The following is a 14,963-nucleotide window of genomic DNA, read 5'->3' on the forward strand; positions in this document are numbered from 1 at the left end:
CGTGATGAACCAAAAAAAAGCCCACACACCATCACCCTTGGCTTGCCCGCTGTTACTCCGTCAAAAACAAAAAAATGGAGAACACCATGTCCACCCCATCCATCAAGATCGACGACCTGCCCATCGGTCGCTTCCACCTTAAAATCGCCGGCCTGACCTTCGGCGCCCACTTCACCGACGGCTATATCCTTGGCCTGATTGGCATCGCTTTCACCTTGCTCAGCCCCCAGATGCACCTGGACGCGTTCTGGCAAGGCCTGATCGGCGCCTCGGCCCTGATCGGATTGTTTATGGGCAGCCTGTTTTTCGGCTGGATCTCCGACACCCTCGGCCGGCAGAAAATTTTCCTGGTCAGCTTCGTCCTGATCACCGTTGCCTCGGTGATGCAGTTCTACGCCGAAACCGCCATGGGCCTCCTGCTGTGCCGGGTATTGATCGGCATCGGCCTGGGCGGCGACTTCAGCGTCGGCCACGCGATGCTCGCCGAGTTCTCGCCGAAGAAACATCGCGGGGTGCTTCTGGGCTCCTTCAGTGTGGTGTGGACCGTCGGCTACGTGGCCGCCACCTTTGTCGGCACCGCCATGCTCAGCCTCGGCGATGACGCCTGGCGCTGGATGCTCGCGTCATCGGCGATTCCTGCCGGGCTGATCCTGATCGCCCGCATCGGCACCCCCGAATCCCCGCGCTGGCTGGTCAATCGCGGGCGGATTGCCGAGGCCCGGGCCATCGTCAAGAAGCACCTCGGCGAACACGTGGTGCTCGATGAAGAACCCTCGACGCAAACCCGCTCGGGCTACGGCGTGCTGTTCAGCCGCGAATACCGCAAACGCACCGCGTTCAACTGCCTGTTCTTTGTGTGCATCGTAATGCCGTACTTCGCCATCTACACCTTCCTGCCGTCGATCCTGCAGAAGATGGGCCTGGCCGAAGGCTTTGGCACCGAGCTGCTGCTGAACCTGCTGCTGATCATCGGCGCCTTGATCGGCATCTGGTGCACCGTGAAATTTTCCCGGCGCGGCTTTCTGATCAACTCGTTCATCATCCTCGCGGCGGCGCTGTTCCTGCTGGCGGTGTTGCCGGGCAGCATGGCGTGGCTGATGGTGCTGACGTTTGGGGTGTTCACGCTGGTGCTGTCGGCGGTGAGCAACCTGGTGGGGGTCTTCCCGGCGGAGAGTTTCCCCACTGAAGTGCGGGCCAGCGGGATTGGCCTAGCCACCGCCGTCAGCCGCTTGGGGTCGGCGGTGAGTACCTTCCTGCTGCCGGTCAGCGTGGCCGGGATCGGCCTGAGCCCGACCATGGGCATCCTCGCGGCGATCCTGGTGCTGGGGGCGATCATCTCCTGGGCCTGGGCGCCGGAAACCAAGGCGTTGACCTTGAGCCAGGCATGCAAGGCCGAAGCCCCGGTGTCAGGGGTTACTCACCCGGTTCAACCACTGCGTAAACAAGCGCACCTTGGATAAGCCCTGCTTGTCACTCGCCACATCCAGCCAATAGCCATACGGGCCGATCACCTCCACCGGGGTGATCGGCAACAGGCTGCCATTGGCCAGTTCGCGCTCGATCATTTGCCGATCGATCACTGCCAACCCACCGCCGGCCAGGGCGGTGTGGATCACTTGGTCCAGGGTGCTGAATTCCAGGCCCTGGTCCGCATCGATATCCTCACGGCCCATGGCCGCCAGCCAGTTTTCCCAGACCTTTAGGCGTTTGCCGTCGTGCAGGATATGCAGCAGGGGAAAACGTCGCAGGTCCGGTGGCTGGCCGTCGCTGAACAGCTCCGGGCTGGCCACGGCGATGTGGCGTTCCATTACCAACAACTCACTGCTGCAATGGGGCGCCGCTTCCAGGCCGAAGCGGATCTGGCAGTCGATTTCCGCCAGGCTCGCGTGGCTGTTCTGGTGGGTGACGCTGAGGTTGATGTCGGGGTAACGCTCGCAAAACCTGCGCAGGTGGGCGGACAGCCAGCGGGTGGCCCAGGTCGGCGGCGCAACGATACGCAGGCGCTGGCGCAGGTTGGGCACGCGCACGGCCTGCAGGGCGCGTTCGATATGGTCGAAGGCATCGCTCAGGTGCGGGGAAAGGGCGAAGCCGGCTTCGGTCAGGGACAGGCCCTGGGGCGTGCGGATGAAGAGGGCGACGCCGAGGTAGTCTTCCAGTTGTTTGATCTGGCGGCTGACGGCGCCCTGGGTGACGTTGAGGCCCACGGCCGCCTGGCTGAAGCTGCGGTGGCGGGCGACTTCTTCGAACACCCGGAGCATGTTGAGGGAGGGCAGTTGGCGCATGAAAGGGATTCCACACCTGTTGTTTTTATAGTGTTGGTACTGACGCTATCGCAGGCAAGCCAGCTCCCACATTTTGACCGCGGCGCCGATCAAATGTGGGAGCTGGCTTGCCTGCGATGAGGCCAGTTAAAGCGCTACAGAGCTTAAGTCAGAAGTAATAGCCAATGTTCATATACAGCTGATTCTCCCACTGGTTACTCCCCCCAGCCCCCAGACTCTCGGTATAGCTGCTGCCACCAATATACGGGTCGTTCTTGCCGATCAACCACTCCGTGGCCACCCACAATTTACTCACCGAAAACGACGTCCCCAGAATCACCCGCTGTGAGGTCTTGAACTGATCCTCGGACTTATCAAACGCACTGTAGTTGGCATACAGCTTCACCCCGCTGATCTGGTCAAACAGGTACTTGCCGCCTACGTCATAGCTCAGGTCCGCCACATACAAATTGCCCCGGCTGGCCACGTTGAACGTGCCGTCATACCCGCCCAGTGTCACTACGCTGTCGGTGCCCGGGTTACGCGGCGACATCTGCTGCCGTGCCGCCTGCAATTGCACGCCCCACGGGCCGTTCTTGCCCAGGTAGTGGATGGCTACCGCATTGCGCCGGCCGTCGTTGTTGGTGTCTTTGTTCTCCAGGGTGGAGGTCAGGCCGGACAGCCCGACTTCCGACTTCCAGTTGCCCAGGTCCATGGCCTTGGCCACCCGCACCACCACGGTGTTGCGTTCCTGGTTGTTGCTGCCGTCGCCCACGTAGCTGTCGGCTTCGGAGATCACGCTGGAATAGGTCACGCCCTTGCTCGTGCCTTTGCCTTGCCATGCCGGGCGCAGGTAGTAACCGGCCTGGATGTTCCAGTCGCCGCTTTGCTGGATGTATTTGGCGCCGACCTGCTGCACATCTTCCAGGCCGATCACGTTGCCCAGGGTTTCGTAGAAGGTGCTGCCGAAGTACGGCTGCAGGCCAAACGGCACGGTGTTCAGGCCCACTTGCACCTGCTGGTCGGGGTTGAACTTGTAGCCCACCCAGGCGAACTTGGCGAACTGGATATCACCGTAGTTCTTGGTGTACTGGTACGGGTAGGAGCGCCCGTAGAACCGGTACTGCGCCTCACCGATCCAGGTGTCGGAGTTGTACTTGGCGCTGAGGAACGCAGTGTCAAGGCCGAACTTCTGGATGCCGCGATCCGGGTCATAGTCCCAACGGGCGCGCACGGCGCCACCGAGGTCCAGGTTGTCGGTGACTTGAATGGCCATGGCCGGCGCCGCAAGGGCGCCAAGCACAGGGACCAGAGCGATGTAACGAAGGGTTGGTCGCATGGTTTTGCTCTCGTTATTGGTTATTTTTTGGCAACAGCAGCCCCTTGCCGCAACGAACGCTGCGACGCGGGGTAAAGGGTTAACTCACTGGGCTAGGGGGCGAATCAGCCGCAGCGGCGGGCCTGCGGCGGGCAGCTCCGAGGCGCCGGGGGCTGCAGCCAGCAAGGTCTGGGTGTAAGTGTTCTGGGGTCGCAGCAATACCTGTTCGGCGGTGCCGTATTCGACGACTTCGCCCTGGCGCATCACCGCGATGTAGTCGCTGATCTGCGCCGCCACCCGCAGGTCGTGGGTGATAAACAGGATGCTCAGGTTCAGCCGCTGTTGCAGTTCAGCCAACAGCTCCAGCACCTGTTTTTGCACCGACACATCCAGGGCCGACACGCTCTCATCGGCGATCAACACTTCCGGGCGCATCGCCAGGGCGCGGGCGATGCCGATGCGCTGGCGCTGGCCGCCGGAGAACTGCCGGGGGTTGCGCTTGAGGGCGTCGCGCTTGAGGCCCACCTGTTCCAGCAGGTCACCGGCTTCGGCCCAGGCATCCTTGGCCGACAACCCGCGCAGTTGGGCTGCACGGGCGATGATGTCGCCCACCCGATGGCGAGGATTGAGGGAGCCGTACGGGTCCTGGAAAATCATCTGGATGCGCCGCCGGTTGGCCGCCAGGGCTGAGCCGCGCAGGGCCAGGAAGTCGGTATCGCCGACCCACACATGGCCACTGTCGCTGTCCACCAGGCGGATCGCGGCTTTCACCAAGGTGCTTTTGCCCGAGCCCGACTCGCCGACAATCGCCAGGGTCTTGCCCCGTGGCAGTTGCAGCGAGACATTGCGCAAGGCCGCCACCGAGCTGCCACCCACGGTGTAGGTCTTGGTCAGGTGTTCGATGCGCAGTGCCATCTCGCCGTCGGCACTCGGCGTGTGCAACTCCGGGTGCAGCGCCGGCACGGCGGCGATCAGCTTGCGGGTGTAGGCGTGAGCCGGGGCATTCAGCACCTGGTCGCGCTCGCCGATTTCCACCAGCCGGCCGCCTTCCATCACCGCGATACGGTCGGCGATTTGCGCGACCACGCCGAAGTCATGGGTGATAAACAGAATGCCGTGCTGCCCGCGACCGCGCAGGTCGCGCACCAGCTTCAGCACCTGGGCCTGGGTGGTCACGTCCAGGGCGGTGGTGGGTTCGTCGGCGATCAGCAAATCCGGGTTCATCGCCAGGGCCATGGCAATCACCACCCGCTGGCATTGGCCACCGGACAACTGGTGGGGAAAGCTGTTGGCGATGCGCGGCGGGTCCGGCAGTTGGGTGGATTCCAGCAACGCCAGCATGCGCTCGCGACGTTCAGCGGCCGGCATCTGCGGCGCGTGAATATCGAAGATTTCCTCAACTTGCTTGCCGATGCGAATCGCCGGGTTCAGCGCTGCCATGGGCTCCTGGAAAATCATCGCAATACGGTTGCCCCGCAACTGGCGCAACCGTTCCTCATCGAGGGTGCAAATGTCATCGCCGAGAAAATCGATCACGCCTTCGGTATGGCGCAACCCCTTGGCGTAGTCGCCCATGATCGCCGCCGACAGCACCGATTTACCGGAGCCGGACTCACCGATCACGCAGAGGATTTCGCCCTTGCGCACCTCCAGGCTGATGCCTTGCACCGCGTGGCTGCGGTCGGCGCCGGCGGGCAGTTCGATGGACAGGTTCTGCACCCGCAGCACTTGTGTGGGGTTCATGCTCAACTCCTTGCGCCTTTCTGGGCGTGTTCATCCAGGCCGTCCGCCAGCAGGCTCAGGCCCAGCATCAGGGTGGAGATGGCGATGCACGGGAAGATCACCAGGTGCGGGAAGGCAATGGCCATGGCGCGGCCGTCGTTGATCATTCCGCCCCAGTCCGGGGTGGGTGGCGGCAAGCCGAGGCCAAGAAAGCCCAGGGCGCCGATCATGATCGCGGTGTAGCCGATGCGCAGGCAGAAATCGACAATCAGCGGCCCGCCGCAGTTGGGCAGGATCTCCACCAGCATGATCCGCAGCGACCCTTCGCCCTGGGTGATGGCGCTGAGCACATAGTCCCGGGAGCGAATGTCGATGGTCAGGGCGCGCATGATCCGGAAGATCGCCGGCGCGCTGGTGAAGGTCACCGCAATCAGGATATTCAGGGCCGACGCACCGAGGGCGATGATGATCACGATGTACAACACCAGCACCGGGAACGACAGCACGGTGTCCGCCACATACGACAGCACGCTGTCGACCCAGCCGTTGAAGTAACCGGCACACAGGCCCATGGCAATGCCCACGGCAAACGCGGTGAGGGTGGCAAGGATCGACCAGAACAACACGGTGCGGGTGCCCCAGATCAGCCGCGAAAGAATGTCGCGGCCAATCATGTCGGTGCCCAGCAGGAAGCTCTGGCCGTTGTCGCCGGCGGTCATGGGCGTGAGCAAGGGCGTGAAGCTTTCCAGCGGGTCATGGGGCGCGATCCACGGTGCGAACAGCGCGATCAGCACCCAGCCGCCCACCAGCAGCAAGCCGAGCAGGGCTAAAGGATGTTTGAAGGCATGCAGCAGGTTCATTGGGCACCTCCGCCGAGACTGCGCAGGGTGATGCGCGGGTTGAGCCAGGTGTAGGCCAGGTCCGAGAAAATCTTGGTGATGCCCACCACCACCGCACTGACCATCGCGCAAGCTTCGATCAGGTACACGTCATGGTTCAGCGAGGCGGTGTACAGCAGCGAGCCGAAGCCCTTGTAGGCGAAGAACACCTCCACCACGATCACGTTGGACAGCAGCCACGGGATGTACAGCATGATCACCGTGACCGGCGCGATCAGCACATTGCGCAGGGCGTGGCGCAGCACGATGCGCGAAGTCGACGCCCCCTTGAGCCGCGCGGTGCGGATATAGGGCGCCTGCATCACTTCCACCATCGAGGCCCGGGTGATCCGCGCCAGGTAACCGATGCCGAACAGGCACAGCACCATCAACGGCAGCACCAATTGCACGGCGCTGAAGCCGTCGCTCATGCTGCTCACACCGGGCAGCCAGTTGAGCCAGAACACAAAGATCGCCGACACGAATACGGCGCTGGCAAAGTCGGGAATCGAGGTGGTGACGATCGACAGGAACGACACCAGCCGGTCCAGCGCCGAGCCCTGGCGAATCCCGGCGAGCACGCCCAGGGTCAACGCCACGGGCACCATCACCAGCAACGCCAGGCCGGCCAGGGTCAGGGTTTGCGCCAGGTTCGGCAGCAACAGCTTGATCACCGATTCGCGAAAGTACACCGAGGTGCCCCAGTCGCCGCTGACGAAGTCTTTCAGCCAGATCAGGTAACGCCAGATAAACGGCTGGTTATAGCCATGCTCCACCAGCCACGCCGCACGCTGGTCGGCGGCGGAGTAGGGGCCGAGGACGTTGATGGCCACGTCTTCGATATTCAGTTCCAGGGCCAGGAACACGATCAGTGACACCGACAGCAGGGTCGCCACCAGCGCCAGTAATTTGCGCATTAGAAAATGAGCCATGGGTGCATGCTCCGACTGTTCAAGGGGTGCCTGCCCGCATGCGGGCAGGCAGGAGGGAGTGCCTGAATCAGGCGCTCATCCACACACTGTCCATTGGGTAGAAGTCGGATGGGTGCACCTGGAAGCCCTGGACCTTTTTGCTCACGGCGGTGAACTTGTCGCCCCAGAATGGCTGCACGATCACGCACGCGTCCTGCAGGATGCGCTCGACGTCTTCCATCGCCACGGCGCGTTGCTTCGGGTCGATAATGCCCATGGCCTTGTCCAGCGCGGCATCGAACGCCGGGTCGCTGTAATGGCTTTCGTTCCAGGCACCACCGCCACGGTAGGCCAGCTCCAGGGACATCACCCCCAGCGGGCGATGGGCCCAGTAGGTGAGGCTGAAGGCGGCCTTGTCCCAGATTGGCCAGTACTGCGCGGCGGGGATCACCTTGAGGTTGATGCGGATCCCGGCTTCCAGGCAGTTCTGTTGCAGGATCTGCGCGCAGTCCTGCTCATAACGGCCCTGGGTGTTGCCGACGATCAGGTCGATGTCGATGCCGTTCGGGAAACCGGCCTCGGCCAACAGCTTCTTCGCCGCGGCCACATCGCGGTTGCGCTTGGGCAGCGGGAAGTATTCGGGATGGGAGGGTGCCACATGGTGGTCTTCGCCCAGGGTGCCCATGCCGCGATAGGCGATCTTCAGCATCTGCGCGTTGTCGGCGCACAGCACCACCGCCTTGCGGATGCGCAGGTCCGTGAACGGCTTCTGGTCGCAGGCCATGCGCATCACCACGGTTTGCGCGGATTTGCAGGTGAGCAACTGCGCCCCCGGCAAACGCTTGGCCAGGTCCAGTTCGGCCACGGTCACGCGGTACAGCACGTCCACTTGCCCGGCTTGCAGGGCAGCGAGGTGGGTGGACACGTCGGTGCCCATGTCCACGTAGCGCAGCTCGTCGAGATTCGCCGGTTTGCCCCAGTAGTCGGCGCGCTTGGCGAAGGTCGCCTGCTTGTTCACGGCAAACGACACCAGCTTGAAAGGCCCGGTGCCCAGCGGGTTTTTCGCCCAGTCGTCACCGGCCTTGAAGCTGCGGTGCACGATGGCGCAGGTGAAGGCGTTGAGCATTTCCGGGATCGCCAGGATCGGGCGCTTGAGCACCAGGCGGAACTGGAACTCACTGACTTTCTCGAAGGCCTTGATGTCCTGGAACGCGGTGCGGTTCACCGACTTGGAGTCGGCGGCAATCCAGCGTTCGATGTTGTGCTGCACGTCGTCCACGTTGAAGGTGTCGCCGTTGCTCCATTTCACGTTCTGGCGCAGGTTGAAGGTCCAGGTGGCGAGGTCTTCCGACGGGCTCCAGCTCTCGGCGAGGTACGGGTGGGTGATGTTGTCGGCGTCGACCCAGGTCAGGTATTCCACCGAGTTGCGCAACAGGTTTGAGGCTTCGATCCAGGTGATCAGCATCGGGTCCTGGATTTCCTGGATGGCGCAGGCAAAGCGCAGGCTGCCGCCCTGGCGCGGCTCGGCGGCCTGGGCGTTGTTACCCAGCAGTGCGGAGCCGATAAAGGTGCTGGCGCTGGCGACGGTGATGCCCAGCAGCGCGGCCGTGCGCAGGAATTGGCGGCGGTTGATTTCGCCACTTTGGACTTGGGCACACAGGGCATTTACGGCTGGATGCGGCAGGGCGCCGTCCAGGGTGGTCAACTCTTTCATAAGCCTCTCCGGTACTTGCGAATATGCGTTTTTTTGTTGAACCGCAAGGGTCAGTGGCAAGCGCCGCGAAGGCGCAGCCGGGACCTCTGTGAAGCCGGCAGAAGAACAAGGCGCAACGAAGTCGGGAGGGTGGCAATGGGACAGGACATAGGGCAGCTCTCATGTTGTTTTTATTAGAGATGCCCGCAGTTTTGTCATTTGCGCAAAGATCGACAAACGACAAATTCTGCGTTGGAACGTTCTATAAATGCATGTTACATGTCCTGATCGTTCCCACGCTCTGCGTGGGAATGCCGCCCCGGACGCTCTGCGTCCCCTTGCGCAACGGTGACGCAGAGCGTCACGGGATGCATTCCCACGCCCGGCGTGGGAGCGATCATCTAGCGCGATAACAAGCGTGGGTCGAACGGGTAATCGGAGAGCAGCTCGATGCCGTGTTCGTGGATGTAGATCTGTTCTTCCAGCTTCACCCCTTCGCCGCCGTCATCGTGGCCGATGTAGCTTTCCACGCAGATGGTCATGCCGGCTTCGAACACGCCGTCGTAGCCCAGGGCATCAATGTCTTCGCGGTGCACCACGTAGGGGTATTCACCGGTCATGCCAACGCCGTGCACCAGGGCGAAGTAACGGTTGTTTTTGTAATGCTCGGGAATCTTCCAGGCCCGTTCCGCGTACTCCTTGAAACTGCGCCCGGCCTTGAGCATTTCCATGTTGGTCTGCACTTGCTCGTAGGCCAGCTTGTACAGCTCCTGCTGCTTGGGGGTGGCGGCCTGGTCGCCGCAGAGAAAGGTCCGCGAGAAGTCGGCGTAGTAGCCAAAACGCCCGACCACGTCGGTGTCCAGCGCCACCAGGTCACCGGCTTCGATGGGCCGGGTGCTGCATTCCTGGAACCACGGGTTGGTGCGTGGGCCGGAGGAGAGCAGGCGGGTTTCGACGTAATCCCCGTCGGTGGCGATCACATGCTGGTGCAGGTGCGACCACAGCTCGTTTTCGCTGATGCCGGGGGTGAGTTTGCTTTCCATCAGGCGCACGCCGGCTTCGGTGGCACGCAGGCTGGCGCGGATCATCTTGAGTTCGTTCGGCACCTTGATGCAGCGCGCCCGTTCCAGGGGTTCCTGGGCATCGAAAATCTGATAACCAAGCTTTTGCAGTTCGAAAGCCGCGGCCGAGGTGGCGCTTTCAATGGCGATACGCTTGCCGCCGCCGCATTGGCGCACCAGTTCATCGATTTCGGCAGCCCAATCGGCAGTGACGTTACCCAGGAAACTTTCGCAGAAGTAATACGAGATGGCCTTGGCCGGGCGCACTTCGTCGACGGTGTTGAGGGTTTCGGCCAGGTGCAGGCAGCCGCCGAATTCGAACACCACCACCGGGCCTTCAGCCGGGATGAATGCATAGCGGGCCGGGTTGCGCGCCGAGTACACCTGCATGTTGCGCGAGCCGGTGGCGTAGCGCATGTGGGTCGGGTCGAACAGCACGCAGGCGGCGTAGTCGCGTTTCTTCAGTTCGTTGCGCACCCGTTGCAGGCGGTCCAGCTGGATCTGCTGGATTTCGTCATAGGTAGGTTCGCAATCGGCGGGGTTGCGGTTGGGGCCGGACAGACTCATGGGGTGTTCCTCGCAGGGCACAGACGGTTTTTTAGTTTTTTGAGGGGGTGAATCAGTCGAGCAACTGGTCGCTGCGGACCAGGTTGCGTTCGGCTTGCAGATGGGCTTCGGACAGGCGTCCGTAAAGCTGCTTGGTGCGCTGGGCGCGGCCAATGATTCCGGGCTTTTCGGAGTAGGCGAAGATCGCCGTGTTGCGCTCGGTGGCGCCTTCGACGCGGGTCACGCGGTGCACCGAAAACCGCCCTTTGAAGATCTGCAAATCGCCGGGGTTGAGTTCCAGTTCCTGCACTCGCGAACGGTCTTCGCCACGCACTACTTTGCCCACGGCGCCGAGGTTTTCCTGGGTGCGCGAGCGAATCATCGGCGCGTATTCGAACAGGCCGCCGGCCTCGGGCTTCTGGGTCATCATGCTGACGATGAATTCGTTGGTATCGAAGTGCCAGGGCTGCTCGGTGCCGTCGGGCATCACGTTGATCACCAGCCCCGCAAAGGGGTCGGCGTACTCGAAGATTTCCGGCTCGTTGAGGCAGGCGCCGATAAAGCGTTTCATCATCGGCGACACGTACAGCCGGTGAATGATGGCGTCCGGGGCGATCATGTCGCGGGTCACAAAACCGCTGGTGCGCTCCATGAACGTGCGGCGCGGGTCATCCTGGGGCAGGGAGGTGTCGTCTTCGGTGAAGTAGGCGTTGACCTTGCGCACCGAAAAAAACGTCTTGCCCGACAGCGCCAACCCTTCCAGGCGCGCCTGCTCGAGCGCTGCGGGGCGCAGGAAGTTCTTCAGCAGGCAGCAACCGTCTTCGGCCAACTCAGCCCGGGCATGTTCGATCAGCGCCTGTAATTGAACATGGCCCGAATCATGTATGGGGTACAGCTCGGTATTAATAATGTCGCTGATATCGCCCACTTCAGCGTCAGCAAGTTGAAGGCTCATGCAAGACTCCTGGAACTTCCGGTTGGTGTTTTTTGGCTGAACCGATAGTTGCCGAATGAGGTGCAAAGTGGAAATTACAAGTTGTGATCGAATCCATCGGCGAGGGCGATAGTTATGTCGGGCGAACTGGATGGCACCCTGCTTAAAGTGTTTGTGGCAATTATCGAGTGCCAGGGTTTCTCGGCCGCCGCCGAGCGCCTGCACAAGACCCAATCCACCGTCAGCCAGAGCCTGCAACGCCTGGAAGACATCGTCGGCACACCGCTGATCCGCCGCACCAGCCGCTCGGTGGGCCTGACCCCTGGTGGCGAAACGTTTTTGATCTACGCCCGGCAAATCCTCAAGCTGCACAGCGAGGCCGTCAGCGCCGCGCAATTGCCCAACGAGCAAGTGTGCATCCACCTCGGCATGCCCGAGGACTACGCCGAATATTGCCTGGGCGGGATGCTCAAGGACTTCCAGGCGCAATTCGCCCAGGTACGGCCGGACGTGTGCTGCGAGATGTCCACCGCCCTGGTGGGGCGCTTGCAACGGGGCGAACTGGACCTGGTGCTGGGGGTGGAACACGCCGGGTTGCAGGCCGGGGAATACCTGTGTGACGAGCCGCTGGTGTGGGTCGCCGCGCCCAGTTGGAGCTGCGTGGGGCGTCAGTCGGTGCCCTTGGCGGTGTACGCCGAGGGCTGCGCGTTTCGTGCGAATGCGGTGCAGGCGCTGGCCCAGTCCGGGCGCTCGTGGCAGGTGGTGTACACCAGCCAGAGCCCGCGGGGCATTGCGATCGCCATTGAGCAGGGCTTATCGGTGGGGGTCATGGCACGCCGATTGGTGCCCTCGGGCTGGCAGATTCTGGACGAGTGCCAGGGCTTCCCGCCGATTGCCCCGGCGCGCCTGATGTTCTGGCGCTCAGCCGGTTGCCAGGTGCCGGAGGTGGACGCGCTGGTGGAGATCCTGCGTCGGCATTTGGGCCACTCAGGGCACCTGGGCAGCCAGCGCCTCAGCGGTTTGTCGATGGGCCATGCGCTTCAGCAATAACAGGCTGGCCAGCACCCAGGCCACGATCCAGCCGTGGACCACCGCAAACTCACCGCTGACTTGCAGCAGCCAGCCGCACAGCGCATTGCCGGTGGCACTGGCGAGGCCGTAGCTGACCATGCTCAGGCTCACCACTTGCAGGCTCTGCACCGGGTTGAGCCGGGCGCCGACGTAGGCGGCCATCAACCCCCAGCACGGGAAATAAAACAGCGCAAACAGCCCGGCGGCCAGCCAGCTCAGCACCAGGTTGGGGTGCCCCAGCAAGCCGAGCATGCTGAGGCCAAACGCGCCGATACTCAGGGCCATCACCCGCAACGCGCCCCAGCGGTCGGCCAGGGTCCCCAGCAGCAAGCCGCCCGCCACACCGCCGACCCCGATCAACGTCCACATCGAGCCGGTGACGGAGGCACTGGCCTGCAACTGCTCGCTGACGAACGCCGACAGGAAATTCAGAAAGGGCCCGCTGATGGCGCCGATAAACGCGCTGAGCAACACGATCTGCGTCGCCACCGGTTGCGCCACACACAGCTTCAGCCATTGGCGCAGCACCTGGCTCAGCTTGGGGGCTTTGGTCTCGCGCGGCGCTGGTTCCTTGAGCGGGGCCAACGCCCAGAGCGTCAGCAGGGTGACCACCAGCGTCAAGCCGGCGCAGATCAGCCAGAACTGGCGCAGGGACAAGCCCTGCAACAGCGCGATCAACAGCCCGTTCAAACACAGCGCAAACGCCGAGCCCGACGACGCCAGGCCCAGCACCCGGCTGCGGTGCGTGGCGGGGATCACTTCCTGAGCCAGGGCCGAAATCGCGTTCCAGTTTGACACCGCGCACGCCGACACCAGCGCCAGGCACAGGGCAAACGGCAGCACCCAAGGCGTGGCGACGGCCAGGGCCAGCAGGGCCGGGCTGAGGACGATGGTCAGGCGCACCATATTGCGCGGGCTGATCCACGCCGCGGCCAGGCCACTGGCAATCGAGGCGCCCATGTAAAACAGCTGCAACAGCGCAGCAATCAACGCGGCCTGGCTGTAACTGAGTTCGAATGCCAGGCGGATTTGCGGCAACAACGCTGAATACAGGAACACACTGAAACCGTGGGTGGTGGCATTGCACGCGGTAAATACAAGTGCCAGCACGCCAATACTTCGCCGGGATGAAACGGGTGCAGTCGACATGGCGATGGCTCGAAAAATTAATCGTGAAAGAGAAGGGCGAAGTTATAAGAAATGCCGTGGCAGACTAGTGTTTAAACTCCGGCGGTCACCAATGATTAATTGTCTTAGTGTGCATGCGTTATACGCAGGCTATTTATGCGTGAGCGACGGGATACATCGATAAACGACATTTTCGGCGCCTGGGGCGATTATTTCTGCGCCCACCCGGGGCGCTACCGCTGACCCAATACAAAAAGGTATGTTGTGCAGGTGATTTCCCATGTCATTGTGGGATGTTATTTCTTGCCCATTGCTCCCGAGTGTCGTCCATGAAACGCAAAATGCCCGGTCTCAACGCCCTTAAAGCTTTCGAAGTCGCCGGCAGCACCGGCAGTTTTACCCGGGCTGCCGAGCTGTTGAACGTGACCCAGAGCGCTGTCAGCCGCCAGGTGCGCCAGTTGGAAGAACAGTTGGGCGAGGCCCTGCTGGAGCGGCGCCACCACCACCTGGAATTGACCAGCGCCGGGCGGGTACTGCTGCGGGCGTTGCATCAGTCGTTCGACAAGATCGAGCTGACGGTGCGCAGTATTCAGCAGAAGTCCCATGCCAATCGGCTGCATATCAATGCGCCGCCGACGTTTACCAACCGCTGGTTGATGCCGCGCTTGGGGCGCTTGCGTGAGCAGCATCCGGAGTTGGAGTTGAGCATCACCACGCGGTTGCAGGACAGCCTGGCGGAGACCAGCACCCTCGACTGTGCGATTCGGTTTGGGGATGGGGAATGGGATGGGTTGGACAGTTCGTTGTTGATTCAGGAGCGGCATATCGCGGTGTGTGCGCCTTCGTTGTATGCCCGGGAGTGGAGTGACGGGATTGATCTGAATCGCATGACGTTGTTGCATGTGTTGGCGCGGGAGGATCAGCGGTATTTGACGTGGAAGCATTGGCTGGATGCGGCGCGGATCAGTGGGGTTGATATCGAGGGGGGGTATGAGTTTGACCTGCTGGATTTGGCGATTCGGGCGGCGATTGATGGGTTGGGGATTACCATTGCGGATTGGCATATGGTTGCTTCGGAGTTGGCCAGTGGGCAGTTGACGCAGGTGTTGAATGTGCATGTGGAGGGGCATCAGTCGTATTGGCTGGTGACCCGGCCGGAGCAGACGGACACGCCGCAGTTGCAGGTGTTTGGGCGGTGGTTGCAGGAGGAGATTTGGTTGGCTCAGCGGCAGTTGGAGCCTTCGATGGCGGCGGGGTGATTGTGTATGTATCCGTTGTCGCGGTAATGGCTGGCGGTTTTGATTGTGTACATATCCATTCCTGCGGTAACGGCGGCTTAGGGTTCCGCTCTTACAGCGGGTCACTTTTGGCAAACGCCCCAAAAGTAACCAAAAGGTCTTTGCCCCACCACTCGGTGCCTCGCCTAGGCTCGGCATGCCC

General features: G+C 62.3%; 12 protein-coding genes. 3 read left to right on the plus strand and 9 right to left on the minus strand.

All coding sequences use genetic code 11. From position 1 onward, the window contains the following. The first annotated feature begins 86 nt into the window (after positions 1–86). On the plus strand, positions 87–1,460 hold the full coding sequence (locus tag HX855_RS25605; protein WP_177088805.1) for an MFS transporter: 1,374 nt from the start codon (positions 87–89) through the stop codon (positions 1,458–1,460). Here HX855_RS25605 and HX855_RS25610 read toward each other — a convergent pair. The 8 genes from HX855_RS25610 to HX855_RS25645 form a co-directional block, all read right to left on the minus strand. Further along, a complete protein-coding gene (locus HX855_RS25610) occupies positions 1,407–2,282 on the minus strand; it encodes a LysR substrate-binding domain-containing protein (protein ID WP_177088804.1) in 876 nt (291 codons plus the stop codon). The two genes, HX855_RS25605 and HX855_RS25610, sit on opposite strands and share 54 nt — an antisense overlap. Before the next feature lie 148 nt (positions 2,283–2,430). Next, positions 2,431–3,600 carry a hypothetical protein gene (locus tag HX855_RS25615; protein WP_029615849.1) on the minus strand — a complete coding sequence of 390 codons (1,170 nt, stop codon included), beginning with the start codon at positions 3,598–3,600 and terminating at the stop codon, positions 2,431–2,433. Between the two features lie 84 nt (positions 3,601–3,684). Further along, a complete protein-coding gene (locus HX855_RS25620; RefSeq protein ID WP_177088803.1) occupies positions 3,685–5,322 on the minus strand; it encodes an ABC transporter ATP-binding protein in 1,638 nt (545 codons plus the stop codon). 2 nt (positions 5,323–5,324) lie between these two features. Then, positions 5,325–6,161 (minus strand): ABC transporter permease, encoded by an 837-nt coding sequence (locus HX855_RS25625; RefSeq protein WP_177088802.1) that lies wholly within the window; start codon positions 6,159–6,161, stop codon positions 5,325–5,327. Further along, a complete protein-coding gene (locus HX855_RS25630; protein WP_177088801.1) occupies positions 6,158–7,111 on the minus strand; it encodes an ABC transporter permease in 954 nt (317 codons plus the stop codon). The genes HX855_RS25625 and HX855_RS25630 overlap by 4 nt, the downstream gene beginning before the upstream one ends. A gap of 67 nt (positions 7,112–7,178) precedes the next feature. Further along, positions 7,179–8,804 (minus strand): ABC transporter substrate-binding protein, encoded by a 1,626-nt coding sequence (locus HX855_RS25635; RefSeq protein WP_177088800.1) that lies wholly within the window; start codon positions 8,802–8,804, stop codon positions 7,179–7,181. Positions 8,805–9,184: 380 nt separating this feature from the next. After that, the gene (locus HX855_RS25640) at positions 9,185–10,411 is read right to left on the minus strand and encodes a Xaa-Pro peptidase family protein (RefSeq protein WP_177088799.1); all 1,227 of its coding nucleotides are present in this window, start codon (positions 10,409–10,411) and stop codon (positions 9,185–9,187) included. Positions 10,412–10,463: 52 nt separating this feature from the next. Further along, positions 10,464–11,345, minus strand: coding sequence for a hypothetical protein (locus tag HX855_RS25645; protein WP_177088798.1), 882 nt, complete (start codon positions 11,343–11,345; stop codon positions 10,464–10,466). A gap of 114 nt (positions 11,346–11,459) precedes the next feature. Between HX855_RS25645 and HX855_RS25650 the strand changes: the two genes are divergently transcribed. Further along, positions 11,460–12,374, plus strand: coding sequence for a LysR family transcriptional regulator (locus tag HX855_RS25650; protein ID WP_177088797.1), 915 nt, complete (start codon positions 11,460–11,462; stop codon positions 12,372–12,374). Here HX855_RS25650 and HX855_RS25655 read toward each other — a convergent pair. Continuing rightward, positions 12,312–13,544: an MFS transporter gene (locus tag HX855_RS25655; protein ID WP_177088796.1), complete on the minus strand. Its 1,233-nt coding sequence runs from the start codon at positions 13,542–13,544 to the stop codon at positions 12,312–12,314. The two genes, HX855_RS25650 and HX855_RS25655, sit on opposite strands and share 63 nt — an antisense overlap. Positions 13,545–13,852: 308 nt before the next feature. Here HX855_RS25655 and HX855_RS25660 point away from each other — a divergent pair, with 308 nt between their 5' ends. Beyond that, positions 13,853–14,782, plus strand: a complete 930-nt coding sequence (locus tag HX855_RS25660; protein ID WP_177088795.1) for a LysR substrate-binding domain-containing protein — start codon at positions 13,853–13,855, stop codon at positions 14,780–14,782. Positions 14,783–14,963 lie beyond the last annotated feature (181 nt).

Origin of the sequence: Pseudomonas sp. IPO3778, assembly GCF_013386825.1 — a bacterium.
Lineage (GTDB): Bacteria > Pseudomonadota > Gammaproteobacteria > Pseudomonadales > Pseudomonadaceae > Aquipseudomonas.

Excerpts from the sequence above, each read along its gene's own strand:
- HX855_RS25635 (WP_177088800.1), bottom strand. The coding sequence starts at position 8,804 with ATGAAAGAGTTGACCACCCTGGACGGCGCCCTGCCGCATCCAGCCGTA.
- HX855_RS25610 (WP_177088804.1), bottom strand. The coding sequence starts at position 2,282 with ATGCGCCAACTGCCCTCCCTCAACATGCTCCGGGTGTTCGAAGAAGTC.
- HX855_RS25620 (WP_177088803.1), bottom strand. The coding sequence starts at position 5,322 with ATGAACCCCACACAAGTGCTGCGGGTGCAGAACCTGTCCATCGAACTG.
- HX855_RS25655 (WP_177088796.1), bottom strand. The coding sequence starts at position 13,544 with ATGTCGACTGCACCCGTTTCATCCCGGCGAAGTATTGGCGTGCTGGCA.
- HX855_RS25645 (WP_177088798.1), bottom strand. The coding sequence starts at position 11,345 with ATGAGCCTTCAACTTGCTGACGCTGAAGTGGGCGATATCAGCGACATT.
- HX855_RS25630 (WP_177088801.1), bottom strand. The coding sequence starts at position 7,111 with ATGGCTCATTTTCTAATGCGCAAATTACTGGCGCTGGTGGCGACCCTG.
- HX855_RS25625 (WP_177088802.1), bottom strand. The coding sequence starts at position 6,161 with ATGAACCTGCTGCATGCCTTCAAACATCCTTTAGCCCTGCTCGGCTTG.
- HX855_RS25650 (WP_177088797.1), top strand. The coding sequence starts at position 11,460 with ATGTCGGGCGAACTGGATGGCACCCTGCTTAAAGTGTTTGTGGCAATT.
- HX855_RS25605 (WP_177088805.1), top strand. The coding sequence starts at position 87 with ATGTCCACCCCATCCATCAAGATCGACGACCTGCCCATCGGTCGCTTC.
- HX855_RS25660 (WP_177088795.1), top strand. The coding sequence starts at position 13,853 with ATGAAACGCAAAATGCCCGGTCTCAACGCCCTTAAAGCTTTCGAAGTC.
- HX855_RS25640 (WP_177088799.1), bottom strand. The coding sequence starts at position 10,411 with ATGAGTCTGTCCGGCCCCAACCGCAACCCCGCCGATTGCGAACCTACC.
- HX855_RS25615 (WP_029615849.1), bottom strand. The coding sequence starts at position 3,600 with ATGCGACCAACCCTTCGTTACATCGCTCTGGTCCCTGTGCTTGGCGCC.